This is a genomic window from Rhodococcus sp. JCM 9793 (assembly GCF_055380405.1).
Genome location: NZ_AP043721.1, coordinates 3,473,844 through 3,499,091 on the forward strand (window position 1 = coordinate 3,473,844; position 25,248 = coordinate 3,499,091).

The 25,248-nt window shown below is 68.2% G+C and carries 21 protein-coding genes; 3 read left to right on the plus strand and 18 right to left on the minus strand.

The window, feature by feature from the left end:
* Positions 1-120 precede the first annotated feature (120 nt).
* The 6 genes from ACZ46K_RS18150 to ACZ46K_RS18175 form a co-directional block, all read right to left on the minus strand.
* Positions 121-1,284 (minus strand): metallophosphoesterase, encoded by a 1,164-nt coding sequence (locus ACZ46K_RS18150; RefSeq protein ID WP_054809964.1) that lies wholly within the window; start codon positions 1,282-1,284, stop codon positions 121-123.
* Positions 1,285-1,286: 2 nt separating this feature from the next.
* Complete coding sequence (locus tag ACZ46K_RS18155) at positions 1,287-3,092, minus strand: substrate-binding domain-containing protein (RefSeq protein WP_054809965.1); 1,806 nt, start codon at positions 3,090-3,092, stop codon at positions 1,287-1,289.
* 150 nt (positions 3,093-3,242) lie between these two features.
* Positions 3,243-5,426, minus strand: coding sequence for a malate synthase G (locus ACZ46K_RS18160; RefSeq protein WP_464743984.1), 2,184 nt, complete (start codon positions 5,424-5,426; stop codon positions 3,243-3,245).
* Between the two features lie 90 nt (positions 5,427-5,516).
* Complete coding sequence (locus tag ACZ46K_RS18165) at positions 5,517-6,434, minus strand: 3-methyladenine DNA glycosylase (protein ID WP_464743985.1); 918 nt, start codon at positions 6,432-6,434, stop codon at positions 5,517-5,519.
* Positions 6,431-7,531, minus strand: a complete 1,101-nt coding sequence (locus tag ACZ46K_RS18170; protein ID WP_464743986.1) for a hemolysin family protein — start codon at positions 7,529-7,531, stop codon at positions 6,431-6,433. Before ACZ46K_RS18170 ends, ACZ46K_RS18165 begins: the two co-directional genes overlap by 4 nt.
* Positions 7,528-8,898, minus strand: a complete 1,371-nt coding sequence (locus tag ACZ46K_RS18175; protein ID WP_054810864.1) for a CNNM domain-containing protein — start codon at positions 8,896-8,898, stop codon at positions 7,528-7,530. The genes ACZ46K_RS18170 and ACZ46K_RS18175 overlap by 4 nt, the downstream gene beginning before the upstream one ends.
* 299 nt (positions 8,899-9,197) lie before the next feature.
* Between ACZ46K_RS18175 and ACZ46K_RS18180 the strand changes: the two genes are divergently transcribed.
* Positions 9,198-9,854: a class I SAM-dependent methyltransferase gene (locus ACZ46K_RS18180; RefSeq protein WP_464743987.1), complete on the plus strand. Its 657-nt coding sequence runs from the start codon at positions 9,198-9,200 to the stop codon at positions 9,852-9,854.
* Here ACZ46K_RS18180 and ACZ46K_RS18185 read toward each other — a convergent pair whose 3' ends face one another.
* The 7 genes from ACZ46K_RS18185 to ACZ46K_RS18215 form a co-directional block, all read right to left on the minus strand.
* Positions 9,855-10,757 (minus strand): DMT family transporter, encoded by a 903-nt coding sequence (locus tag ACZ46K_RS18185; RefSeq protein WP_464743988.1) that lies wholly within the window; start codon positions 10,755-10,757, stop codon positions 9,855-9,857. It abuts the gene before it with no gap.
* A gap of 16 nt (positions 10,758-10,773) precedes the next feature.
* Entirely contained in the window at positions 10,774-12,225 is a 1,452-nt protein-coding gene (gndA, locus tag ACZ46K_RS18190) for an NADP-dependent phosphogluconate dehydrogenase (protein WP_464743989.1), read from the minus strand.
* A 58-nt stretch (positions 12,226-12,283) separates the two neighbouring features.
* Entirely contained in the window at positions 12,284-13,234 is a 951-nt protein-coding gene (locus ACZ46K_RS18195; protein WP_464743990.1) for a M56 family metallopeptidase, read from the minus strand.
* A gap of 13 nt (positions 13,235-13,247) precedes the next feature.
* Positions 13,248-13,649, minus strand: coding sequence for a BlaI/MecI/CopY family transcriptional regulator (locus ACZ46K_RS18200; RefSeq protein WP_464743991.1), 402 nt, complete (start codon positions 13,647-13,649; stop codon positions 13,248-13,250).
* 40 nt (positions 13,650-13,689) lie between these two features.
* The gene (locus tag ACZ46K_RS18205; RefSeq protein WP_464749383.1) at positions 13,690-14,511 is read right to left on the minus strand and encodes an ABC transporter ATP-binding protein; all 822 of its coding nucleotides are present in this window, start codon (positions 14,509-14,511) and stop codon (positions 13,690-13,692) included.
* 71 nt (positions 14,512-14,582) lie between these two features.
* The gene (locus tag ACZ46K_RS18210) at positions 14,583-15,635 is read right to left on the minus strand and encodes a FecCD family ABC transporter permease (protein WP_464749385.1); all 1,053 of its coding nucleotides are present in this window, start codon (positions 15,633-15,635) and stop codon (positions 14,583-14,585) included.
* An 89-nt stretch (positions 15,636-15,724) separates the two neighbouring features.
* Positions 15,725-17,107 (minus strand): FecCD family ABC transporter permease, encoded by a 1,383-nt coding sequence (locus ACZ46K_RS18215; protein WP_464749386.1) that lies wholly within the window; start codon positions 17,105-17,107, stop codon positions 15,725-15,727.
* Between the two features lie 271 nt (positions 17,108-17,378).
* Here ACZ46K_RS18215 and ACZ46K_RS18220 point away from each other — a divergent pair, with 271 nt between their 5' ends.
* On the plus strand, positions 17,379-18,122 hold the full coding sequence (locus ACZ46K_RS18220) for a hypothetical protein (RefSeq protein ID WP_464743992.1): 744 nt from the start codon (positions 17,379-17,381) through the stop codon (positions 18,120-18,122).
* A gap of 222 nt (positions 18,123-18,344) precedes the next feature.
* Positions 18,345-18,791: a PaaI family thioesterase gene (locus tag ACZ46K_RS18225; RefSeq protein WP_054807742.1), complete on the plus strand. Its 447-nt coding sequence runs from the start codon at positions 18,345-18,347 to the stop codon at positions 18,789-18,791.
* Positions 18,792-18,806: 15 nt separating this feature from the next.
* Here ACZ46K_RS18225 and ACZ46K_RS18230 read toward each other — a convergent pair whose 3' ends face one another.
* From ACZ46K_RS18230 to ACZ46K_RS18250, 5 genes are all read right to left on the minus strand, one after another.
* Positions 18,807-20,234 carry an NAD(P)/FAD-dependent oxidoreductase gene (locus ACZ46K_RS18230; protein WP_464743993.1) on the minus strand — a complete coding sequence of 476 codons (1,428 nt, stop codon included), beginning with the start codon at positions 20,232-20,234 and terminating at the stop codon, positions 18,807-18,809.
* 76 nt (positions 20,235-20,310) lie between these two features.
* Entirely contained in the window at positions 20,311-21,366 is a 1,056-nt protein-coding gene (locus tag ACZ46K_RS18235) for a tyrosine-type recombinase/integrase (RefSeq protein WP_464743994.1), read from the minus strand.
* A gap of 97 nt (positions 21,367-21,463) precedes the next feature.
* Positions 21,464-22,282, minus strand: coding sequence for a pentapeptide repeat-containing protein (locus tag ACZ46K_RS18240; RefSeq protein WP_464743995.1), 819 nt, complete (start codon positions 22,280-22,282; stop codon positions 21,464-21,466).
* 604 nt (positions 22,283-22,886) lie between these two features.
* The gene (locus ACZ46K_RS18245; RefSeq protein WP_464743996.1) at positions 22,887-24,365 is read right to left on the minus strand and encodes a dihydrolipoyl dehydrogenase family protein; all 1,479 of its coding nucleotides are present in this window, start codon (positions 24,363-24,365) and stop codon (positions 22,887-22,889) included.
* Positions 24,366-24,414: 49 nt separating this feature from the next.
* A complete protein-coding gene (locus tag ACZ46K_RS18250) occupies positions 24,415-25,224 on the minus strand; it encodes a precorrin-3B synthase (protein WP_464743997.1) in 810 nt (269 codons plus the stop codon).
* Positions 25,225-25,248: the final 24 nt, after the last annotated feature.

The window sequence follows — 25,248 nt, forward strand, 5'->3', positions numbered from 1 at the left end:
CCCCGAGCGTTCCGCATGAAATATTCTGAACGATACGGAACTCCTAGAAATACAGAATATTGTCCCACGCTCTGCAACACTCTCACCTTCAACCCCCCTATACGTCAGGGCGGGGCAAGTCTATTTTTGCGTGACGAGCTCGAGTACGGAGATCTCGGGAGGTGTTGCGACGCGCACCGGTGGACCCCAAGCGCCGGCTCCCTGGGAGGTGTAGATGGCAGTGTCGCCGAAGTGATCCAACCCGGTGACGGTGGGGTTCGCCGCGGACACGAGGTATCCGAGAGGCCACATCTGGCCGCCGTGAGTGTGCCCGGACAGCTGTAGGTCCACACCGAGGTTCTGGGCTTCGAGGACGTGCTTCGGCTGGTGTGCGGCGAGGAGGACGAAAGTCTCCGGTGACAGCCCGTCGACCGCGCGGGGGAGATCCGCCGCATCCGGTGCCGGCGCGGTGTAGTCGTAGACACCAGCGATGACGATCTCGTCGCTGCCTCGGGTCACGGTGACGTTTTCGTTTCGCAGGGTCTGTACACCGAGGGTTTCCCAGTGGTCCAGCCAGGACAACGCATCGTCGGAGTAGTACTCGTGGTTGCCGCTGACCCCGTAGACGCCGAGCGGGGCACGAAGCTCGGAGAGGGGTGCGAGGTCGTCGCCTACGAACTCGATGGTGCCGTCGGCGAGATCTCCGCCGAGAACGATGAGGTCGGGTTGCTGTTCGTTGACCTGATCGACGACTCCCTGCACGAATCCGGCGCCCCTCGCAGGGCCGACGTGCAGATCCGTGATCAGGGCGACGCGGAGTCCGTCGAACCCGTCCGGGAGTCCGGGCAGAGCGATGGTGGAGTGGACGAGTCTGGGGTTGGCCGCTTCGATCAGGCTGCCATAGCCGATCGTGGCGACTGTGGCGGTGACGAGCGTGCCCGTTGCGATACGCAGGGCACGGCGTGGTGGTCGTTCGGAGGTGTCGAGGTCGGAGGAGTCGTCGGTGCGGAACCGACGTACGAGTCTCGCTCCGAGGCAGAATACTCCGATGACGAGGATTCCGAGGATCAGGTAGAGCCCGGCGGCGAACCAGCTGTAGCCGACGAATCCCAGTGGGCGTGCCCATGCGGGGTCGAGGACGGTGCCGGTGACCGACGCGGCCAACGCTACGACGAGTAACACCACGAGGGCGAGATCGGCGACGAAGGCGCTCTTTCCGGTGAGGCCGGGGGCCCGTACGAGGCGGCGGTGGAGCCAGTAGGTGATGAGGGCGAGGAGCGTCCCCGCGACGAGCAGTCGGATCACGGTCAGGAAATGAGCTTTCGGAGTAGGTCGGTCAGGTCGTCGTTCGCGGTGGTCGCGAGCGTGGAGTACGACCCGCCGGTGCGGTCGGTGAGGGCTTGCAGTGTCTGGGAATCGGTGACGTCGTCGCCGAGGACGACGAGGTCTACCCGGACCGGCGCGGCGCTGTCGGTGAGGTCGTCGATTCCGTCGAGAAACTCTTCGGCTGTGCTTGTGCTTGTGTCGGAATCGGCGCTCGTGCGGGTGTTCCGGTCGTCCATGCTCTTGTCGTCACTGTCGAGGATCACGAGCATCGAGTTCGGTCTGGACGGATCGTAGTTCTCGACGGCGTCGGCATACGCGGCGAGGATCGATTCGTACACCGGCGCGGTCTCGGTGGGGGTGACCGCGCCTAGTGCCGAGGACAGCGCCGCGCGCTGCTCGAGCGTAAGTGCGTCGCGGGCGACGGCGGTTCGGTAGGACGATGTGTCGCCGAAGACGTACATCCCGACGATCGCGGAATTCGGGGCACGGCGGAGGACGCGGTCGATGGCGGCTGCGGTGTCGTCGAGTCGGGTGCTGTCTTCGTCTGCTGCGGCCATGGAGGTGCTGGTGTCCACGAGCAGGGTGGTCTTGGTCGGTGGCTGTGGATTGACCCTGATGTCGAGCAGTGTGTCTCCGACGGAGGAATCTGCCGCGGCGAGAACACTCGTGACAGGAGGGTATGTGAAGTCGGACGTATCGGAGCCTGTGTGTTCTGCGGCGGAGCGATCGGGGGAGTCACCGCCTTCGTTGCGGAATCCGTCGTCGAGGAAGCTCTGTGCTCGGTCGGGGCTACGCACGTAGTCGATGAACTGCCCAGCGGCCCGGGACAGTGTTTCGTCGACCCAGGCGGCGCTGGGCACCACCGCGGGGAAATCGGCGACGGGGGAGGCGCCTGCGGGAAGGAAGCTTGAGAGGTCGCGGGCGGTGCCGTCGGTGACTGCGTCGTACAGTTGCTTTTCCGTCACGGGCACAGCATGGATCGGGGAGTCTGGGGTGGTGTTCGCGGCGAGCGCCGTGAGTGCGTCTGCGGTGGTGGGTCCTGCGGCAATATCGAGAGCGTTGGCGCCGAGCGCGAGTTCCGTCATTGCGGTCACGGTTTCCGGGGACTCTGCTTCATCCTGGGTCAGCGGTCCCGTGCCGGTGGCGGCGACAGCTTCGAGTGCGGGCTCGGTAGCGGCACTGCTGGTTCCGGTGGGCAGGGCCATCCTCAGCGATTCCCAGGATCCGAGGCCGAGTGTGCTGAGGGATCCGGGGGTGGCCTGCAGCGACGGTAGGTCGTGCCATGCGACCCCAGCGGTCGTGAGTCCGTTCTGGAGGGCGGTGGGTGCGGCGAGAACGATAGGGGAGATGGCGAGGGATCGACGTTGCCCGCTCGCACTCGTGCCCGCGCGGTCGGCTGCGCGGGTGTCGACGGGTACCCAGAGCGCAGGCTCTGGACCGAGTTCGGGGTTCCAGGTGTCGGTGGCGAGGGCTGTGGCTGCGGTGGGGGATTCCGTGGCGGTGACGTGGGCGGTGATGCAGTAGTCGCGGATCACGGGTGCGACGTCGGTGTTCCATGTGGCGGCGAGGTCGGTGAGGGTGCGGGCGATGAGTGGGTCGGCGGCGATGTGGAGTTCGGCGTCACCTTCGACGCAGGTCCCGGCCGCTTCGGTGGCCTGGTCGTCGATTCGGTCGCGGAGTTGGAGCCAGCCGACGACGCCGAGAACCAGGAGGGCGACGGCGACCAACGACACGATGATGCCTGCGCTGACGCCACGTGTTCCACCGGATCCGCGATGTCGAGCCACTTGATTTCTCGCCTCGTTTCGTTTGTGGTCGGGCCCCAGCAGTCTAATGACGCGCGATGTCGGTGGTCCGTTGCAGGCCGGATGGTGTGACGATGGGCCCCGATCCACGCGGATCGGGGCCCATCGGTTCGGGTCGGGCGGTGCCGGAGGTCAGGCGTTGGCGGCCTTGTACTCGCGGCGGCGGCGGTGCAGGATCGGCTCGGTGTAGCCGCTGGGCTGCGTGGTGCCTTCGAGGATCAGTTCCTTCGCAGCCTGGAACGCAATGTTGTCCTCGAAGTTCGGCGCCATGTTCCGGTAGGAAGCGTCGCCTTCGTTCTGACGGTCGACGACCGGAGCCATCCGCTCGAGGGAAGCGACGACGTCGTCGTCGGTGACGACGCCGTGGCGGATCCAGTTCGCGAGGAGCTGGCTCGAGATGCGAAGGGTCGCGCGGTCTTCCATCAGTGCGACGTCGTGGATGTCGGGAACCTTGGAGCACCCGACACCGGCGTCGATCCAGCGGACCACGTAGCCGAGGATGGACTGGCAGTTGTTGTCGAGTTCTTCGCGCTTCTCGGCGTCGGACCAGTCGGTGTTCTCGGCGAGCGGGATGGTGAGGATGTCGTCGACGGTGGCGCGGGTCTTGCCCTTCAGCTCGTCCTGGACCGCGAAGACGTCGACCTCGTGGTAGTGGGTGGCGTGCAGGGTCGCGCCGGTGGGGGACGGCACCCATGCGGTGTTGGCGCCGGCCTTGGGCTGGCCGATCTTCTGCACGAGCATGTCTGCCATGAGTTCGGTCATGGCCCACATGCCCTTGCCGATCTGCGCTTTGCCCTGCAGGCCGGCAGCGAGGCCGGTGTCGACGTTCCAGTCTTCGTAGGCGCTGATCCACTTCTGCTGTTTCATGGCGGCCTTGCGAACGACGGCTCCGGCTTCCATAGAGGTGTGGATCTCGTCGCCGGTGCGGTCGAGGAAGCCGGTGTTGATGAACACCACGCGTTCGGAGGCGGCTTCGATACAGGCGGCGAGGTTGACAGTGGTGCGTCGCTCCTCGTCCATGATGCCGACCTTGAGTGTGTTGGCCGGAAGACCGAGGACCTCTTCGACGCGGCCGAACAGTTCGGTGGTGAAGGCGGATTCCTCGGGGCCGTGCTGCTTGGGCTTGACGATGTAGATCGAGCCGGTGCGGCTGTTGGCCAGGGGCCCATGGGCCTCGTCGGTGTGCAGACCGTGGACGGCGCACAGACTGGTGATCAGCGCGTCGAGGATGCCCTCGGGGATCTCGTTGCCCTCGGCGTCGAGGATGGCGGGGGTGGTCATGAGGTGACCGACGTTGCGGACGAACAACAGGGACCGGCCGTGCAGTTCGAGTTCGCTGCCGTCGAGAGCGGTGTAGACCCGGTTGTCGTTGAGCGTGCGGGTCAGGGTCTTGCCGCCCTTGTCGAACGACTCGGTCAGGTCGCCGCGGTTCAGGCCGAGCCAGTTGCGGTATCCGACGGTCTTGTCGTCGGCGTCGACTGCGGCGACGGAGTCCTCGAAGTCCATGATCGTGGTGACGGCGGATTCGAGGACGACGTCCTTGACTCCGGCGGCGTCGGTGCTTCCGATGGGGGAGGCGGCGTCGATCTGGATCTCGATGTGCAGGCCGTTGTTGCGCAGCAGCACCGAGGTGGGGGCGTTCTTGTCGCCGAGGTAGCCGACGAGCTCGTCGGCGTCGGCGAGTCCGGTGACGGTGCCGTCGGAGAGCGTGACCTTCAGTTCGGTGCCGTCGATGGAGTAGTTCGTCGAGTCGGCGTGGCTGCCGGACTGCAGGGGTGCGGCTTTGTCGAGGAAGTCGCGGGCCCAGGCGATGACCTTGTCGCCGCGGACCTTGTTGTAGCCGCCGGTCTTCTCGGCGCCGCCTTCTTCGGAGATGGCGTCGGTGCCGTACAGCGCATCGTAGAGCGAACCCCAGCGGGCGTTGGAGGCGTTGAGGGCGAAGCGGGCGTTGAGGATCGGCACGACGAGCTGCGGGCCCGGGGTGGAGGTGATCTCGGTATCGACGCCGGCGGTATCGACCTGGAAGGGCGCGGGGACCGGAACGAGGTAGCCGATCTCCTCGAGGAATGCCTTGTAGGCAGCCGCGTCGTGGGGCGCTCCGGCCCGGTCGCGGTGCCAGGTGTCGATCTGTGCCTGCAGGTCGTCGCGCTTGGCGAGCAGAGCACGGTTCTTGGGTGCGAGCTCGTCGACGATCTTGTCGGCGCCGGCCCAGAACGCGTCCGCGTCCACTCCGGTGCCGGGGAGTGCCTCATTGTTGACGAAGTCGTAGAGCACCTTGGCGATCTGAAGTCCGCCGATGGTCACGCGTTCGGTCATTACCCTCACTCTTTCCGGTTGCTGTGCGCCCGGTGATGTTGCGATCCGGGAGCCGCACGAAAATTCACCAATTATGTTACCCGCCGGTAGCTAGGAGCGTACGTCGGTTCGGCGCGCGCGCAGGGCGGAGCATCGTTCGAGCAGGTCCTGTCGCAGGTCCGCGGCGCGGGAGGTGAGCGCCGTCTGCTCGCGGACGTACTGTGCGCGTCCGGCGGCAGTCTCGATCGTGATGGGCGAGTAGCCGTAGTCGCTCAGATCATACGGGCTCGCGCGCATGTCGAGTTCGCGTGTTGCGGCCGCATGCCGGAAACAGCGCAGCAGTAGGTCCGAATCGATCAGCGGAGAGAGCTTGTAGCACCACTTGTAGAGGTCCATGCCGGCGTGCAGGCACCCGGGCTGCTCGCGGTCGAGTTGGTCGTCTCGGGTCAGGGGTTCGATGTTACGAGGTGCCGCGTCCGGGGTGAAGAACCGATAGGCGTCATAATGACTGCAGCGCAACTGCATTGATTCCACTACCGCATCGGTTCCGGCGTGACCGAGCCGCAGTGGCACCGTCGAATGCCGCACATCGTCACTGCTCGTGCGGTACACCATCGCCCATTCGTGCAGTCCGAAACATCCGAGCTGGGCGGTCCGCGAACCGGTTCGCGTCAGCAGTTCGGCTATGAAACCGAGCGTCGAGAGCCGATTGTCGAGGGTGTCGGAGCTCACACGAACCCCCGGCGTGCCGTCGACGACAACCCGTTCGTAGGCGCGCTGGTCGCGATATTCGCGACCAGCGCCGAGCAGGACGGTGCCGAACCCGGGATGCCACTGCCGTAATTGCGCGGGCCGGTGCCGGTAGTACGTGAACAGGAAGTCGTGGACCGGGTGCTTCTCGTGCGCCGCGCGCCGGCGCAGGTGTGCGGCGAGCAGTTCGTCGACCTGGTACCGGTGTCGGTCGCGGCGCGCGGTCCACTGGTGCTCGGTGAGGATCACCTCGCGGTGGTCGGTGGGGGCCTCGGTCACTGGGGTGCGCCTCCTGTGCGGCGGCCGGGCGTGGGATCGGTGATGCGGTGGGTGGCGTCGCGGACGGTGCCGACGAACTCTTCGACAAGGTCTTCGAGCGCGACGATGCCGAGCATCGCTCCGGTGTTGTCGACGACGCCGCCGAGGTGGGAGCGGGTGCGTCGCAGTTGGGACAGGGCCTCGTCGAGTGCGGTGCCGAGGGGCAGCGACGGGAGTGGGCGGATGGTGTCGGGGGGGATCACGGTGTCGGGTCCCGCAGCCTGGTCGTGGACGAGGTCGAGGATGTCCTTGACGTGGAGGTACCCGGTGTAGTCGCCGGCGGGGGTGCGGGTGGGATACCGGGAGAACCCGGTCGAGGTGACGGCGTGTTCGATGGCGCCGAGTGCGACACCAGCGGTGGCGGCGGGCACGGTGCGGACTTCGCTGAGGGGGATCAGAACGTCGGCGACGGTGCGTCCCCCGGTGTTCAGTGCCTGGATGAGTCGGCGGTGTTCTTCTTCGTCGATCAGGCCTTCGGAGCGGGATTCGCCGATCATCTCGGTCAGTTCGACGGCGGTGACGGTCGCGTCGAGTTCGTCTTTGGGTTCGACGCGCATCAGACGCAACGTGATGTTGGCGCACCAGTTGTAGAAGGCGATCAGGGGGCGGGCCGGTCGCATGAACAGCAGGTGGACCGGGACGAAGAGCATGGCGGTGCGTTCGGGTCCGGCGATGGCGACGTTCTTGGGCACCATCTCGCCGAGCAGGATGTGCAGGGTCACCACGAGCGCGATCGAGATGGTGAACGCGATGGGGTGCAGGAGCTGGTCGGGGAGGCCGATGAGGTGGAGCGGCGCCTCGATGAGATGTGCGATGGCGGGTTCGCCGACGCGGCCGAGGAGGATCGAGCAGATCGTGATGCCGAGTTGGGAGCCGGCGAGCATCAAGGAGAGGTGTTCGCCGGCGGCGATGACCGTGCGGGCCCGTTTCTTGCCCTGGGCGTCGAGTGCTTCGAGTCGGTCGCGGCGTGCGGTGATGAGTGAGAATTCGGCGCAGACGAAGAAGGCGTTGCCGGCGAGGAGCAATATGGTCAGAGCGGCCCCGAGCAGGTCGTTCATGGCTGCTCCTCGTCGGTGTGCTCGTCGTGGTCGGTACTGTTCCGTCCGGGGTCGGTGGGGGTCAGGAGGAGCCGGTCGATGCGGTGACCGTCCATCTCGAGGACCCGGGCGAGCCACGGGGGGTCGTCGTGGTCGCGCGCAGGGAGCGGGATTTCGTCGTGGATCTCGGGGATGCGACCGAGTTCGGTGAGGATGAGCCCGCCGATAGTCTCGTAGTCGCCGTCGGGCGCGCGGTAGCCGGTGAGGCGTTCGACCTCGTCGATGCGCAGAAGCCCGGAGCACGACCATCCGTCGCCGAGCGGGTGCGCGTCGGGTTGTGGTTCGTCGTGTTCGTCGCGGACGTCGCCGATGATTTCCTCGATGAGGTCTTCCATGGTGACGATTCCGGCGGTACCGCCGTATTCGTCGGCAACGAGGGCGACCTGCATTCCGTCGGCGCGGACCCGCTCCATGACGGTGTCACCGTCGAGTGTCGAGGGCACGATCGGGACCTTCCGGGCGAGGTCCTGGACCGCGGTGGTGCCGCGCCGGTCCGCGGCGACGGTGAATGCGTGTTTGATGTGGACGACACCGAGTGTGGAGTCGAGGTCGGAGTCGATGACCGGGAATCTGGAGTATCCGGTGCGGGAGGACAGTTCGATCAGGTCGAGGACGGTGTCTCGGCGATCGAGGCATTCGATGGTCATGCGCGGGGTCATGAGGTCCTCAGCGGTGCGTTCACCGAAGCGCAGGGAACGGTCGACGAGTCGGGCGGTGGATTCGTCGAGGACGCCGCTTTCGGCGGAGGTGCGCACGAGGGAGCCGAGTTCTTGTGGGGACCGCGCGGAGCGTAGTTCTTCGGCCGGTTCGATTCCGAGGCGCCGCACGATGCTGTTGGCGGTGCCGTTGAGGCCGTTGATGGCCCAACGGAAGATCAGTGAGAAGCCGGCTTGGAGGCCGGCGGTGGCGCGCGCGGTGGCCAGAGGTCGGGAGATCGCGATGTTCTTCGGGACGAGTTCACCGAAGACCATGGAGAACGAGGTGGCGAGGACGAGCGCGACGACCAGGGACACGGTGCTCGCGGTGTTCTCGGCCAGCCCGATGGCATCGAACACGGGGTCGAGGAAGCGGGCGAGGACCGGTTCGGCGAGATAGCCGGTGATCAAGGTGGTGATGGTGATGCCGAGTTGGGCGCCGGACAGCTGGAACGACAGGGTGCTGTGTGCGTGCTGTACCTGGCGGGCGCGGCGGTCGCCGCCTCGCGCGTGCGCTTCGACCGTGCTGCGTTCGAGGGCGGTCAGAGAGAATTCGGCGGCGACGAACAGGGCGGTTCCTGCGGTGAGTGCGACGAAGCCGAGGAGACTGAGGATGGACAGGGCGACGGACATCATGGCCGCTCCTGTGTGGTGGTGGCGCCGGGTTTGTCGCCCGGCTCGCTAGGGGAGCCCTCCTGCCCGGCGGAGTCGGTCTCCGCGGTGGTTGCGCCGGAGTCGGCCGGGGGTGTGCTCGTTGTGGGTGCCGCAGGCACCGTGCCGGTAGTGGGTGCCGCAGGCACCGTGTTCCTCTCGTCGGGTCCGGGACGATGGTGGTTTCTCCCGGACGATGCGGTGAAAGTGTCCATTCTAATTCGGCGGGTCGTGGGCTGTCGTGTGGTGCGGTGGGATGAGGTGCTTAGGGTGGGTCGTATGTGGCTCGCGCCGGCGGGCCCGATCGAGGAGGTGGGACGTTGGCCGAGCGCATCCGAAGCCAGTGGGAGGACATCACCGAGGCGGATCCGTCGCATTCGAGTTGGTATGTCGAGCGTTTCCGGACGATGGCCGCGCAAGGGCAGGACATCGTCGGTGAGGCCCGGTTCGTCGACGCGATGCTGGGGCGGGGTGCGCGGGTGCTCGATGCGGGGTGTGGGCCGGGTCGGTTGGGTGGTTATCTGCACGGGGTGGGGCATGTCGTGGTGGGGGTCGATGTCGATCCGGTGTTGATTGCGGCGGCGGAGGAAGATCATCCGGGACCGACGTGGTTGGTCGGGGATCTCGCCGAGTTGGATCTGCCGAGTCGCGGTGTGGCTGCGGAGTTCGACGCGATCGTGTGTGCGGGCAATGTGATGACGTTCTTGGCGCCGTCGACGCGGCGGGCGACGTTGGCTGCGTTCGCGCGGCATCTGACGTCGTCGGGGCGTGCGGTGGTGGGGTTCGGCGCGGGCCGTGACTACGACTTCACCGAGTTTCTTTCGGATGCGGCGGCCGGGGGGCTCACGCCGGAGTTGTTGTTGTCGACGTGGGATCTGCGCCCGTTCGCGGAGGACTCGGAATTCCTGGTCGCGGTGTTGTCGCGGTCGGCGAGCTGATCAGGGCTGTGTAGGCCTCTTTGTCGCTGTCCTTTCCGTCTCCGATGCGGCGGCGGAGGAGTTGGGCGCGACGGTGCGGGCGAGCGCGAGGGTGGTCACGGCGATCACTGCCACCGCGGAGACGGTGGCAGTGAGGCCGAGGCCGTCGGTGTCGAGGTGTTCGCCGAGCACTGTCATGCCGAGGAACACCGCGGCGAGCGGTTCGGTGATCGTGAGCGTCGGCAGGGAGGCGGTGAGCGGTCCGGCTTGGAAGGCGCGTTGCTGCAGGTACATGCCGGTGAGTCCCGCGGCGATCACGGCCCAGGTCTGCCACGAACCGAGGACGGTGGGCAGGCCGTGTTCGATGAGATCGGTGACGTGTTTGGTGAAGGCGGCGGCGATGCCGTAGAGGATGCCGGCGGCGGTGCCGAGCAGCATGGCGCGGCGTCCCGGCGGCCCGGGTGCGAGGCCGAGTGTGGTGGCGCAGGCGGTGACGGCCAGGGTGATCGTGAGGGGCAGTGCCCATCGGGTGGCGGCGGCATCGACGGCTCCCGCGGTGGGGTTGCCGGCGATCAGGAACACCGCCAAGGCGATGCACAGTGCGCCGGCGAGCAGCAGGGTGCGGCGGTCGGGTCGTCGCCCGGTGTAGTAGGCGGAGATGGGGATGGCGAACAGCAACGATGAGACGAGGAGAGGCTGCACGATCAGGACAGCGCCGAGCGCAAGCGCCAGTACTTGCAGGGTGTAGCCGCCGCCGTCCACGGCCAGCGCCGCCCACCAGCGGGGGCTGCGGACGAGGTTGCCCACGAGTGGGGCGGAGGTGGGGACGGCGGCGGCGGAGCGTTGCTGGGCGACCATGCTGACGGCGATCAGTACCGCGGCGGCGAGCGCGCACGCCACGGATGCTGCCGCGGGGCCGGTCATGGTCGATCGCGGTCGGTCAGGCTTGGACTTCGCTGTGGTCGCCGCTCCACAGGGTGTGGAACTTGCCGGGCTTGTCGGTGCGCTCGTAGGTGTGTGCTCCGAAGTAGTCGCGCTGGCCCTGGGTGAGTGCGGCGGGGAGGCGTTCGGCGCGTAGTCCGTCGTAGTACGACAGGGACGAGCCGAAGGCGGGGATGGGGATGCCGAGGGTGGTGGCGGTGACGACGACGCGTCGCCAGCTGTCGATGCCTGCTTCGATGGCGTCACGGAAGTACGGGGCGAGGATCAGGCTGGGCAGTTCGGGGTCCGCGTCGTAGGCCTCTTTGATGCGATTGAGGAACTGGGCGCGGATGATGCAGCCGCCGCGCCAGATGGTGGCCATCGCGGCGCGGTCGACGTTCCAGCCGTATTCGGCGCTGCCGGCGGCGATCTGGTCGAATCCTTGGGCGTAGGCGACGATTTTCGATGCGTAGAGGGCGGCGCGGATGTCCTCGGTGAACTGGGCGGCGTCGGTGGGGGCGGCGCCGAGGGTGCCGGAGGTCAGGTCGCGGGCGGCGGCGCGTTGGGTGCGGGAACCTGACAGGGCGCGGGCGAAGACGGCTTCGGCGATGCCGGTGACGGGGATGCCGAGGTCGAGGGCGGCCTTGACGGTCCAGCGTCCGGTGCCCTTCTGTTCGGCGGCGTCGACGATGACGTCGACGAGGGGTCGGCCGGTGGCGGCGTCGGTCTGACGCAGCACTTCGGCGGTGATTTCGATGAGGTACGACTCGAGAGTGCCGGTGTTCCAGTCGGCGAACACGTCGGCGATCTTCGCGGCGTCGTAGCCGAGGGCGTCGCGCAGCAGGTGGTAGGCCTCGCCGATGAGCTGCATGTCGGCGTATTCGATGCCGTTGTGCACCATTTTGACGAAGTGTCCGGCGCCGTCGGGGCCGACGTGGGTGCAGCAGGGGGTTCCGTCGACCTTGGCGGAGACGGCTTCGAGGAGGGGGCCGAGGGCGGCGTAGGACTCGGCGGGGCCGCCGGGCATGATGGACGGTCCGTTGAGGGCGCCCTCTTCGCCGCCGGAGATGCCGGCGCCGACGAAGTGCAGGCCGCGTTCGCGCAGGGCGGCTTCGCGGCGGATGGTGTCGGTGTAGAGGGCGTTGCCGCCGTCGATGATGATGTCGCCGGGTTCCATGGCGTCGGCGAGTTCTTCGATGACAGCGTCGGTGGCGTCGCCGGCCTTGACCATGATCAGGACGCGGCGGGGCTTCTCGAGCGCGGCGACGAACTGGTCGATCGTTTCGGTGCGCACGAAGGTGCCGTCGCTGCTGTGGTCGGCGAGCAGGGCGTCGGTCTTGGCGATGCTGCGGTTGTGCAGGGCGACGGTGTAGCCGTGGCGGGCGAAGTTCCGGGCGATGTTGGACCCCATGACGGCCAGGCCGGTGACGCCGATCTGGGCGAGGGGGGTATCGGTGCGTTCGACGGTCATGGGTACAGCTTCCCCCGAAATGGGGCGTGATCGAAATCGAACGGGGATGCGAGGTGTGTCAGTGGTGGAACAGGCGGGTCAGTTCGGTCAGCCAGGGGACGGCGACGGCGACGGTGGGGACGACGAGGATCGCGGCGGCGGCGATGTAGGCGCACGTGGAGATGGTCAGGTCGGGGCCGGGCTGGGCGAGTCGCTGTACTCGTAGCAGGGTGGAGGGTCCGCCGACGGCGAGGGCACCGGTGGGGGTGTGGGCGTCGGCGCAGGCCACGAGGGCCCGGGCGAGTGGGGTGGGTCCGGTGAGCCGGACGGCGGAGTCGTCGGCGAGCATCTCGACGAGGAGCTGCACGGAGCCGAGTGCCGATCCGGAGCGGACCCAGCGGGGGAACGCTTCGTAGACGGCGGTGAATGCTTCGAGGATGAGGTCGTGGCGGGCGCGCAGGTGGGAGTGTTCGTGGCGCAGGACGGCGCTCAGTTCGTGGTCGGTGAGGTTGTCGAGGGTGCCTTCGGACAGAACGACGCGGTGCCGGATGCCGGGCAGGCAGTAGGCGATGGGGTCGGTGCTGTCGAGGATCCGCACGTGGGGGAGGGTGCGGACGGCGGAGATGTTGTCGCGCCGGTCGAGGAGGTCGACGAGCATGCGGTGGCGGGCGCGTCGGCGGCGGGTGCGTACACCGACGTGCACGGTCGAGTAGATCAGGCGTCCGCCGATGAGCAGGGTGAGCATGAAGACGACGACGTACGTCAGCCACAGGGGTAGTCCGAGCGCGTCGATTTCTTCGAGGGGGCCGGTGGTGGGACGGCCGTCGTGGCCGGGGACCAGTAGGCGGCTGGCGATGGCCAGGCCGGAGCTGAACGCCGAGAGGACGGCGGCCAAGGCGACGGCCTGCCACAGCACGAGCGCCGCGCGAGGGTTGCGGTGCGGCCAGGTGGCGCGGGCGAGGAGCCCGGGGACCGGGCCTGCGAGAAGGAGCGCAAGTATGCCGAATACGAGCGCGGTGGTCGCATCCATGGTGTCGAGTGTGTCAGCTCGCCTTTCCTGCGGGTCGGTCGGTGCTGTGCTGGGCTTCGAGTTCGGCCAGTGCGGCGCGCAGTGCGGCTGCTTCGTCGGCGCCGACCCGGCCGACGAAGTGGACGAGTGCGGCGGTGCGTCCGGCGGTCTCGTCGGCCTGGTCGAGGGCGTCGACCATGAGGCTGGCGACGAGTTCGTCGCGGCCGTGGACGGGGAGGTAGCGGTGGGCGCGGTCGTCACGTTGTTGGATGACGAGGTTCTTCTTCGCGAGGCGTTGAAGGACGGTCATGATGGTGGTGTATGCGAGGGAGCGTCGGGCGGAGAGGCCTTCGTGTACCTGTCGCACGGTTTGGGGTTCGGTGGAGGACCACAGGTGGTCCATCACTGCTCGCTCGAGTTCGCCTAGTGCTGCCATACGGTGATTCTACGGAGTCTCCGACATTTGTGCGTACTACCTAGGGTCGTAGTTTTTCGGGTGGGGTGTCGCCGCCGACGGTGCCGTAGACGTGGCGGGTGCCGATGGGGACGATCAGGGGTCGGCCGGAGACCGGGTCGCTGATGACGGAGGCGTCGAGTCCGAACACGTCGCGGAGCAGTTCGACGGAGATGATCTCGGTCGGGGGGCCGGAGGCGATGACCTTGCCGTCGCGCATGACGACGAGGTGGTCGCTGTAGCGGACGGCGAGGTTGAGGTCGTGCAGGACCATCACCACGGTGCGGCCGAGTTCGCTGTGCAGCTGGTCGACGAGGTCGAGCACTTCGATGGAGTGCGCGAGGTCGAGGTAGGTGGTGGGTTCGTCGAGCAGCAGGATGTCGGTGCCCTGCGCGAGGGCCATCGAGATCCAGGCGCGTTGGCGTTGGCCACCGGAGAGTTCGTCGACGGGTCGGTCTGCGAGGTCGGCGATGCCGGTGCGGGTCAGCGCGGTGGAGACGACGTCTTCGTCGTCGCCGGACCATTGCCGGACCCACGACTGGTGGGGGTGGCGGCCGCGGGCGACGAGGTCGGCGACGGTCAGTCCTTCGGGGGCGGTGGGTGCCTGGGGAAGCATGCCGAGGACGCGGGCGACGTCGCGGGTGCGCATCGTGGTGATCTTGCGGCCGTCGAGGACGACGTGTCCACCGCGGGGTTTGAGCAGGCGGCTCAGTGCGCGCAGCAGGGTGGATTTGCCGCAGCCGTTGGGTCCGATGATGGTGGTGATCACGCCGGTGGGGATCTCGAGGTCGAGGTCGTCGACGATGAGGCGGTCTCCGTAGCCGAGTGCGAGATGCTCGGCGATGAGCCGCGAGACGGCGGCGTCGGCGGCGTGGGCCGCGCCGGCGGGGTGCGTGTCGAGGGGCTGGGCGTGGGTCACACTGACACCTTCCGGTTGGAGCGCACGAGCAGATACAGCAGGAACGGGCCGCCGAGCGCGGAGGTTACGAGACCGACCGGCAGTGAGACCGGCAGGATGGTGCGGGCGATGATGTCGGCGCCGACGACGAGCGCCGCGCCGGTCAGTGCGGAGGCGATGATCGGGGGGCCGGCGGAGCGGACGAGTCGCAGCGCGACCTGGGGTGCGGCGAGCGCGACGAAGCCGATGGGTCCGGCGGCGGCGGTCGCGATGGCGGCGAGGGCGCAGGCGGCGATGAGGAGCATGCCCTGTTGTGATTGCAGGCGGATGCCGAGCGAGCGGGCGGTGTCGTCGCCGAGGCGCAGGGCGCCGATGGTGAAGGAGGCGATGATCGTCCAGGTACCGATGACGGCGAGGGCGATGCCGGCGGGGATGACCTGGCTCCAGCTGATGCCGTTGAGGGAGCCGGTCAGCCAGACCTGGGCGCGGGAGACGTCGTTGATGTCGGCGGAGACGAGCATCCAGTTGGTCAGGGCGATCAGCATGGCGTTGGCGCCGATGCCGATGAGTACCAGGCGGAATCCGTCGACGCCGTTCTTCCAGGCGAGCAGGTAGATCGCGGCGGCGGTGAGCAGTCCGCCGACGAGGGCTGCCAAGGGCAGACCGAGTGCGGCGAGGAGCCCGACGACGGTGCCGCCGCTGGTGACGACGATCAGGGCGACGGCGGCGGCGCTGGCGCCGGCGGTGATGCCGAGGATGTCGGGGCTGGCCAGAGCGTTGCGCGACAGGGACTGGGTGATGGCACCGGAAACAGCGAGGGAAGCGCCGACGACCAGCGCGCCGATGCCGCGGGGGAGCCGCAGGTCGAACACGATGAACCGGTCGAGGCGTTCGCCGCCACCGAGGAGTACCTCGATGACCTGAGGGACGGACATCGGGTAGTCGCCGCGACCGAGCCCGACGCACAGGAGCAGGAACGCGGCGACGGCGAGCAGGGTGCACACGAGAACCTGGCGGCCGCGCCACACGACGGAGAAGCGGCCGACGCGGAAACCGGGGCGGGCGGGCACTGCGGTGGAGAGCTGTACGGGGGTACGGCGACGGCGTGGTTCCTCGCCTGGGGTGGGCGGGGTCGCGGGGTCGATTTTCGTCAGGTCGGTCACAGCGACACCAGCTTCCGGCGGCGGACGAGGGCGATGAAGAACGGGGCGCCGACGAGGGCGAGCACGATGCCGACCTGGAGTTCACCGGGGCGCACCACGATGCGGCCGATGACGTCGGCGAGGACGAGCAGCACACCGCCGAGTAGGCCTGCATAGGGGACGAGCCAGCGGTAGTCGGGGCCGGTGACGGCGCGGGCGATGTGCGGGACGATCAGGCCGACGAATGCGATGGGGCCACATGCGGCGGTGGCGGCGCCGGTGAGGATGGTGATCACGGCGATGCCGACGACGCGGGTGAGCGCGATGTTGGTGCCCAGGGAGCGGGCGACGTCTTCACCGAGGCTGAGCACGTTGAGGCCGGGGGTGCTGGCGAGAGCGATGACGAGGCCGACGACGATGAACGGTAGGACCTGCCAGAGGACGTCCATGCCGCGTCCGGCGACGGAACCGACCACCCAGAAGCGGTAGCCGTCGAGGCTGGTCTGGTCGAGCAGTACGACGGTTTGGATCATCGCTTGGAGGAAGAAGGCGACGGCGGCGCCGGCGAGGGCCAGGCTCAGGGGGCTCGAGCCGCCGTTGCCGATGGAGGAGAATCCGAATACGACGACGCTGGAGAACAGGGATCCGGCGAACGCGAACCACAGGTATTCGGCGGGGGTGCTGGTGCCCAGCAGGTAGATCGAGAGCACCACGAACAGGGCGGCGCCGGCGTTGATGCCGAGCAGGCCGGCGTCGGCGAGGGGGTTGCGGGTGTGGCCTTGGATGAGGGCGCCGGCGACCCCGAGGGCGATGCCGACGAGCAGTCCGAGCAGGGTGCGGGGGATGCGTAGGGAGTGGATGATCACGTCGGTTTCGGCGCCGTCGTTGACGAACAGTGCGTGGAACACTTCGGTGAAGGTCATCGGGCGGGCCCCGATCGCGATGCTGGCGAGCAGAACCAGCACGAGCATCACAGCGAGGGCGAGTAGTCCGAGGAGTCGTCTGCGGCGGATCCCGGCAACACTGGTGTCCGTGGGCAGTGGCGTGAAGCCGTCGTCGGCGGCGGTGCGTGCCAGGACGACTTCGGTGCGGTGACGCAACAGTGCGCGGCGGGGGCCGACGGGGGCGCCGGTGTCGGGGTCGCGGGTGATCAGGTCGGTCCAGGTCTTGCCGAGACTCGCGCCGGTGCGCCCTTCCCGGCGGCCGCGGTTCCACAGCAGTAACCCGGCGGTGGCGGCGAGTGCGGCGGTGCCGAAGACGACGCGGTCGGTCTGTCCGCCTCCATTGGCGTCGGCGAGGGTGTCGACGAGCAACGCGCCGATGACGAGGGGGACCGCGAGGAGCGCGAGGTCCAGCAGCTCCGCGACGACGCGCCGGGCCGTGGTGGGCGGTCCGGTCAACTCGGTGGTCGTCGGTTCGGTGGCCGTGAGGTCTGGGGAAGGGGGTCGAATGGTGGCCACGTGCGTGGGGCGCTCCTCGTGACGGCGTTCTCGGGTAGGTCTGGAGGTTAGGTTACGGAATCCTATTTCGGTCTGTCACCGGGTGGGGCAGGTCGGTAGCGGTCGACGGTCGGAGTTCCGGTGCGGCGGGTTGCGCTACCCCCACCTCGGATGTAATGGTTAGCCTTACCTAAGCAAACCGCTGGGTTCCTGTCGACAAGAGAGGTGTCGGATGACGACTCTGCTGCTGCCGCCGACCACCACTGCTCCGGTCCCCATGTTCGACGACCGGACCGCCCGCGCATTCGAGGACACTCGCACCCGCCTGCGGGCCCTCGCCGCGGGATCGCCCCGCGTCTACGCCGTGGCCTGTATCGATGAAGAACCCAAGCGCCGCTGGTGGAGTCTCGGTAGCGCCGAGCGCTCCGAGCGCATCGACTTGCTGTATCGGCGCTCGCTCGAAGATGTCGAGGAACCGAGGGTCGCCGCCGAACAGGTCGCCGCTGCACTCATCCACGCTGTTGTCGGCCGGGTGCTGGCCCCACTTGCCCTCGAGGGCCGCGTGTGGGATCCCGGCCTCGACAATCTCTGGCTGCACCAGGACAGCGACGGGTGCATCGACTGGGCCGGCGTCGCCGACGACACCCTGCGCGTACTCCCGGGGGACCGGGCCGCCGCCGATCGCGGGGTCGTGGTGCTGCCGTGCGAGGAGGCCATGGCGGTGTGGACTGCGCATCGCGCCGTGACCGCCCTGGTCGCGGTGCATGAGGCCGTGCAGCGGTGCGCACCGCTCGACGGCCCCCGCTTCTGGGCGATGGTCGGACGTACGGTCGTCACCGGCGCATCGCAGCTGCCCGTCCTCGGTGGCGCGTCCCGACGCGACGCGACGCGCCGGGGTCAGCAGTTGCTCGACGCCTTCGTGGCGTCGGGCCGCCCGGTCCGAGGCCTTGTGGGATTAGGTCAGGCTTGCCTATAGTAGGAGGCGCGCAACACCGGACCGCGCCGGAGTCCTGAGGGCTGCAGTGACTCCCGGTCCATCCCGACGGCGGGCCTCGCGATCACCACGCGAGGCCCGCCGCTCTGTTCGGAACCCGCCATGGGTGCTCGCGGCGCCACCGGCGAAAACGGCCATGTCCTACCATAGTTCGACGGCCACCGGCGCTCGGCCGGCCCCGATCGAGCAGGAGAATGCCCAGACATGACCGATCAGTCCATCCCGGATCCCACCGCCACGCTCGATGAGATGACCGCCTTCAATCGCACCGGCTTCGGGACGGCGCTCGGGCTCGAATTCTTGGAACTGACCGCCGACGTAGTCCGGGCGCAGTGGACGGTGAGCCCCACTCAGCATCAGCCCTACGGCATCGTGCACGGCGGGGTGTACTGCGCGGTCATCGAGACGATCGCGAGCATCGGCGGCGCCACCTGGTTCGGTGACCGGGGCAACGTCGTCGGTGTCAACAACAACACGGACTTCCTGCGGGCCACCCGCGAAGGTGTCCTCACCGCCGTGGGTACCCCCATCCACCGGGGCCGTACCCAGCAATTGTGGCGCGTGCTGATCACCGACGGGCAGGACCGCCTCGTCTCCCAGGGCCAGGTGCGGCTCGCGAACATCGAGGACAGCTCCCGCATCGGGAACTGACCACGCGGCGACCTGTCAGCCGGCGGCCTTGCGATCCGCCGGCACCGAGTCCGTGTTCTTCTCGGCGGCAGCGTCGGTGCCCGTGCCCGTGCCCGTGCCGATGCCGTTCTCGTGGTCGCGTAGCCGCTCGATCGCGATCCGCGCGAACACCTGTTGCTCCGTCGCCGCCATCTCGTTGCGTCCCGCCGAGAAGAACGCCTGTGCCCAGGACAACAACGTCGACATCTTCGACGAGAACCCCACCAGATACAGCAGGTGGATGAACAGCCAGGCGATCCAGCCGAGGAAGCCACTGATCTCGAGCTTGCCGACCTTCGCGACCGCGCTGAACCGCGAGATGGTGGCCATCGACCCTTTGTCGAAATACTTGAACGGGGGCCGCTGCGACGGGCCCTGACCCTCGAGCGAGGCGATGACCTGCTTCGCCGCGTACTTACCGCCCTGCATCGCGACCTGCGCGAGTCCCGGAAGCTTGTCGAGCGACATCATGTCGCCGATCACGAAGACGTTCGGATACCCCGGCAGCGACAAGTCCGGCAGTACCTCGACCCGGCCGGCCCGGTCGATGCCGGCGCCGGACTGCTCCGCCAGTTGCTTGCCGAGGGGACTCGCCGCCACACCCGCCGACCACACCTTGCACTGTGATTCGAGACGTCGCTCGGTGCCGTCCTTCTCCTTGACCGTCAGGCCGTCTGCGTCGACGCCGGTGACCATTGCGCCCAGCTGGATCTCCACACCGAGACCCTCGAGGGTTCGGCGGGCCTTCTTCGACAGCTTTCCGCCGTACACCGGCAGCACGTCCGATGCGCCGTCGAGCAGCACCACCCGCGCCCGCGTCGTGTCGATATGACGGAAGGTGCCCTTGAGGGTGCGATGCGCCAGTTCCGCGATCTGCCCGGCCAGCTCCACACCGGTCGGGCCCGCGCCCACCACGACGAAGGTGAGCAGTCGGGTCTGTTCCTCGGGGTCGTTCGACAGTTCGGCCTGCTCGAATGCCCCCAGGATGCGGCCGCGCAACTCGAGTGCGTCGTCGATCGTCTTCATGCCGGGCGCGAACTCGGCGAAATGATCGTTGCCGAAATAGGACTGGCCGGCGCCGGCTGCGACGATCAGCGAGTCGAAGTCGCTGACGGTGCGTCGCTCCAGGAACTGGGAAGTGACCGTGCCGTTCTCGAGATCGATGTCGTCGACTTCCCCGAGCAGCACCCGGGTGTTGTCCTGTTTGCGCAGCACCATGCGCGTGGCCGGGGCGATGTCGCCGACCGAGAGGATGCCTGTGGCCACCTGATAGAGCAGTGGCTGGAACAGATGATGGGTGGTGCGCGCTACCAGCGTGACGTCGGCATCGGCGCGGGCGAGGGCCTGCGCGGCGAACAATCCACCGAATCCCGATCCGATCACCACGACGCGATGACGCGCAGCTTCCACCGATTCGACGCTCATGCAAGCTCCTTCGTTGTTCTCGGTGCGTCCTCACCTGCGGAGCGCACCTCGACACTGCGGTTCGGATCCCAGTCTGTCAGCTCGCGTCGTCGCTCACAGTGCGATCGGTTCCGCCGAGCAACCCGTATACCGGGTTGTGGCGGGCTGCATGCCGTACCGCGTCGTTCGTCGCCGAGGTGTAGATCTGCACGGTCTGCAACGACCGATGCCCGAGCAACTGCTGCAACTCGACCATCGTGGCGCCGTTGTCGGCCAGCGACGTCGCGAAGGTGTGCCGCAGCGCGTGCGCGAGCGCTCCCCGTTTGCGTTCGGATTCGATGCCCGCACGCCGATACATGCGCCGCACCCGGTATTGCAGGGTTCCGCGGGTGATGCGCTGCCCATCGGCCCCGACGAACAACGGATCTGCCGGTGTGTGCCGCTCCCACACCGGCAGATCCGTGCGGTCGGCGAGCACCGAACGCCGCAGCGACGGAAACCGGACATAGCGTTCCTGCAGGTAAGCGGACGTGATCGCCGTCCAGCTGTCTTCGAGGGGGATTTCCCGTTCGATCGCGCCTTTGCCGTGTACCCGCAGCACCGGGGCGTCGAACCCACCGAGGATGTGTCCCAGATCCAGCGAGATCAACTCCTCCGAGCGGATCCCGGTGAGCAGCAGTGTCGCGACCAACGCCAGGTCCCGCTGCGGCCAGTCCCGCGGTGACCCGCTCGGGTGCTGTGCGTCGTGGGTCAAGGTGTCGACGAGTTGCCCGACGGCGGCCGGTTTGAAGGCCTTCGGGGTGTGCTCGGGGCGCTTCGGCTGGGTGATCGAGGCCATCGGATTGCCCTCGGAAAGCCCCTCGGTGACGAGAAAGTTGCAGAAGTTGTTCCACACCGACCACGCCCGCCGCACCGATGCCGGTTGACGCTCCCGTGCGAACGCGGCGAACGCGGTGCGCAACCCGCGGATAGTGAGGTCCGCGACGGTCAGCGCCGCCGGAGCGACGCCGCGCGCTGCCGCGAGCGCAGCGCACACCCCGTGCAGGTCCAGTCGGTAGGCCTTGACGGTGTGCGTCGAGCGTTTCGCGGTCTGCAGTGTCTCCAGGTACGACGCGGCCCACTCGAGTAGACCCGATTCGTCCCGGCTCGCCATCGGAGCACCCACCTTCCCGTGGTCGTCGTACGCATGTGCGAATCCAGTGTGCCAGGAGGGACCGACGGGTTCGGTGTGGCCGGTGGTATCGGGCAGATCAGGACTGCCGGCCCCACGAGGGCGCCGGCACCCACGGGGGCAGTGTCGTGTTGCGATCACCGCGCGCTGCGGCGACCTGCGGGCCGGTCAGGTACAACGCCGACGACAGATCGGCGCCGTCGAGGCGGGCATCGCGTAGGTCGGCGCCGAGTAGATCCACCGCGGTCAGATCGCAGCCCCGCAGATCCGTGCCGATCAGGCACGCGCCGCGCAGGTCGGCGCCGCACAGTCGACGGCCACGCAGGGATCGGCCCGCCAGGTCTACGCCGGGGCCCAGTCGCGGATCCGGTGCGGTGGACGCGAGATACGACGCGCGCAGTTCGGCACTGACCTCGATGAGCAGCGCGCGCACCTGCTCATGCAGTAGGCCCAGGTCGAGGGTGAGCAATTCGGAGGCGTCGCTATGAGCGAAGCGGGTGATCGAGGAGCCGAGCGTGCGGGCAGCGGCGGCGGCATCGGGAGCGAATGCTCGGCGCTGCACTTCGGCGAGATACCACAGCATCTCGTGCAGCTGCTTCATTCTCGGGAACACGGCGGCGACGTGTTCGGCGGGGATCCGAGCGGAGACCGCCTGTCCCGCACCGAAGCAGTCGAACACGGTGCAGCCGCGGTAGCCGCGCGCATGCAATGCGTCGTGGATGGTGCAGGAGAACTCCGACCCGAGGTGTGCGCACGGCGACCCGGCGGGTTTGTCGGTGGCGAAATCCGCGGAGCGGGAGAAACCGAAGACGGTGCAGCACAGTGCATGACAGCGCCTGCAGTCGCCGCGCAGGTCGGCATGGGACAGAGAAGGGTCGGTGGAGGAGGTGAGGGACATGTGAACTCCGAGGGGCGATTCCGGTGGGATGCGGTCGCAGGGAACCCGGCATCGGGTTCCCACGCACGGCATGCGAAATCACCGCCGCAGACGCGCGGCGTCGTTCACTGTCGATGCGAGGCTCGAAGGTCACGCACAAGAAATGATGTTCACTGTCCCGGAGGCTATCAGGGCCGACACGTCACCCGAGACGAGGCGTGCACGCGGCCGTCGGCCGGCTGTCTCCACGATCCACATGCAGGACGCCCTCAACAGACCGGATGTCCTCCGAAGCGCAGCGGGACGTCGAGACCGCTCGGAACCGTTCGGAACCGTTCGACACCGGATGCAACTCGCCGAGCGATTCGATCTACGCCGATAGGAGAATCCTCCGTGAACACTGCCGCGAACTCGGCTGATCCAGCACGGTAGCGCGCGTAGGCGCCGCCGAGTCGCTCCGGATCGGTCCCTCCAACGGTAAGATCCAGAAGATCGACGACTCCTTCGATTTCGACGGTCGTTGGTACAACTACGAATGCCGGCGTGGCGGAGGATTCCAACAGCGAAAGTGGTCTCGATCTGTGATCGCCAAACGGTCGATCGACCTGCGCTGTGCGAAAGCACCTCAGTGGCGGCGAGTTTCGAGGAGACGCAGCCACACTTCGCTGATCGTAGGGTAGGCCGGGACGGCATGCCACAGGAGATCGAGGGGCACCTTCCCGACGATCGCGATGGTAGCGGCGTGGACGAGTTCGGCGACCTCGGATCCGACGAAGGTGGCGCCGACGAGGATGTCGGTGGCGCGGTCGACGACCAGCGCCGCGTGCCCGGTGAAGTCGTCGCGGTGCAGGGCAGCGCCGGCGACGTCGATGTCGGCCTCGAGCACCTCGACGTCGAGTCCGGCGTCGCGGGCCGAGTCGGCGGTGTGCCCGACGGAGGAGATCTCGGGGACGGTGAAGATCACCTGGGGGATCTGCCCGTGGTCGGCGCTCGCCCGGTACCGCGGGTCGTCCAGTGGCCGGTTCTCGGCGCGGGCGGCGATGACGTCGCCGCACACCCGGGCCTGGTATTTGCCCATGTGGGTCAGGGCGGCGCGGCCGTTGACGTCGCCGACCGCATACAGCCAGGTGCCGTCGACACCGGTGACGGTCAGGTGGTCGTCGACGGTCACGTTGCCGGCGTCGAGGCCGACGGTGTCGAGGCCGAGGTGGTCGACGGCGGCGCGGCGGCCGGTCGCGACGACGAGTTCGTCGACCTCGATGGTGGTGCCGTCCGTCAGCTCCGCGGTGACGGGGCCGCCGTGGATCATGCCGACGCCGGTGTCGCGGACGTCGGGGCGCGTCACCGAGGTGACTTCGGTTCCGAACCGCAGCCGGACGTCGCGGGTCTGCATCCGGTCGGCGACGGCATCGGAGGCGAACGGTTCGACCCGCGCGAGCAGGCGCGGTCCGCGGACCACGACGGTGACCTCGTCGGCGCCGAGTTGCCGTAGCCACGTGGCGGTTTCGCAGGCGACGACGCCGCCGCCGATCACGAGGACCCGGCGCGGGATCTGCTGCAGGTTCGTTGCGTCGCGGGAGGTCCAGGGCAGCGCCGCGCGCAGCCCGGGCAGGTCGGGGACGGTGGCGACGGTGCCGGTGGCGAGGACGACGGCGTGGCGGGCGTGCAGGGCGCGGGGATGATCGCCGTCGACGGTGATGGTGCGGGGTCCGGTGAGGTGCGCATGGCCGCGGATGACGTCGATGCCGGCGGCGTCGGCCCACAACACTTGGGAGGAGTCGTCGTGGCCGGAGGTGAACCGGTCACGACGGGTCAGGACGGAGGGGGTGTCGACGTGGTCGGCGGTGACGTGCTGCTGCACGCCGGGCATGTGCGCGGCGGTGGCGAGGACCTGGGTGGGGCGCAGCAGGGCCTTACTGGGCATGCATGCCCAATAGGAGCATTCACCGCCGACCAGTTCGTGTTCGACGAGGGCGGCGGTGCGATCGGATCCGGTGATGGCGTACTGCGCGGCGTTCTCGCCGGCAGGGCCCGCGCCGAGCACGATCACGTCGAAGGTGTCGGGGTCTGTGGGGGAGGTGGAGTCGGCCGGTTCGGAACTCACCTGTCCCACGGTAGGCCGGTCCGGTGTGAGGCGGGGGCGGTTCGGTGGGTTACCGCAAATGCGGTGACTGTGCGTCGAAGATCAATCCCATGGGGGCGAGGACGCGCACGACCTGTTCGGCGATGTGTTCGGGGAGGTCGCACAGCAGCACCGAGCGCCAGGGGGTGACGACGAGCGGGTGTTCGACGGCGGCGAGGAATTCGGCGAGGCGGGCCGGGAGCACACCGCCGGGGAGGCCTCCGGCCAGGGTGACGGTGCCGTCCGGTTGGTCGAGCCATCCGATCGGTGGGGTCGGGGGCGTGGGGAGGGCAATAGGGGTGGCAGTGGTGTCGGTGCGTGCGGTGTCGTCGAACAGGAGGTCGACGGCACCGGCAGGGTCGGATCGGCGGATCCCGGTGTCCTCGCCGACGAGGATCAAGGCCCATTCGTCGCCGGGTAGGGCGAGCAGTGCGCGATCGGGGGTCAGCGCGACGATGTCGCCGGTGCCGTCGTCGAGTCCGAGTGTCACGCCGGGGCGCATGGTGGACAGGCGGGGGAGTGCGGTGTCGGTGAGGGGCCGGATATCGCGGAGTCCGCCGATGCGTCCACTGAGGGGGGATGCGAGCAGGTTCGGCTGCGTGGGGTGGCCCACGGTGAATCCGGCGCCGGTGACGGCGGGGGTCAGGGGTGCGGGGTCGCCGTGCAGGCGCAGGTGGGCGTGCGGGGTCAGGTGCAGGACGCCGCCGGCGTGGGTGTGGGCGAGGTCGGCGAGGATCTGCAGTTGCGCGGCGGTCAGGGTTCCGGCAGGCAGATGCACGTCCACTGCTGCGGTGTCGTCTGGTGCGGGTGCGGGGGCGTCGCTCGGGTTCGTCGCGGTCACGTCCTCCAGTATCCGGGCGCGGGG

What these genes read in the sequence shown, in the direction of transcription:
- ACZ46K_RS18225 (WP_054807742.1), top strand. Translation starts at nt 18,345, where the DNA reads ATGACCGATCAGTCCATCCCGGATCCCACCGCCACGCTCGATGAGATG.
- ACZ46K_RS18240 (WP_464743995.1), bottom strand. Translation starts at nt 22,282, where the DNA reads ATGTCCCTCACCTCCTCCACCGACCCTTCTCTGTCCCATGCCGACCTG.
- ACZ46K_RS18230 (WP_464743993.1), bottom strand. Translation starts at nt 20,234, where the DNA reads ATGAGCGTCGAATCGGTGGAAGCTGCGCGTCATCGCGTCGTGGTGATC.
- gndA (WP_464743989.1), bottom strand. Translation starts at nt 12,225, where the DNA reads ATGACCGTCGAACGCACCGATACCCCCCTCGCCCAGATCGGCGTCACC.
- ACZ46K_RS18200 (WP_464743991.1), bottom strand. Translation starts at nt 13,649, where the DNA reads ATGGCAGCACTAGGCGAACTCGAGCGAGCAGTGATGGACCACCTGTGG.
- ACZ46K_RS18185 (WP_464743988.1), bottom strand. Translation starts at nt 10,757, where the DNA reads ATGACCGGCCCCGCGGCAGCATCCGTGGCGTGCGCGCTCGCCGCCGCG.
- ACZ46K_RS18220 (WP_464743992.1), top strand. Translation starts at nt 17,379, where the DNA reads ATGACGACTCTGCTGCTGCCGCCGACCACCACTGCTCCGGTCCCCATG.
- ACZ46K_RS18160 (WP_464743984.1), bottom strand. Translation starts at nt 5,426, where the DNA reads ATGACCGAACGCGTGACCATCGGCGGACTTCAGATCGCCAAGGTGCTC.
- ACZ46K_RS18195 (WP_464743990.1), bottom strand. Translation starts at nt 13,234, where the DNA reads ATGGATGCGACCACCGCGCTCGTATTCGGCATACTTGCGCTCCTTCTC.
- ACZ46K_RS18170 (WP_464743986.1), bottom strand. Translation starts at nt 7,531, where the DNA reads ATGAACGACCTGCTCGGGGCCGCTCTGACCATATTGCTCCTCGCCGGC.
- ACZ46K_RS18235 (WP_464743994.1), bottom strand. Translation starts at nt 21,366, where the DNA reads ATGGCGAGCCGGGACGAATCGGGTCTACTCGAGTGGGCCGCGTCGTAC.
- ACZ46K_RS18175 (WP_054810864.1), bottom strand. Translation starts at nt 8,898, where the DNA reads ATGTCCGTCGCCCTGTCCATCCTCAGTCTCCTCGGCTTCGTCGCACTC.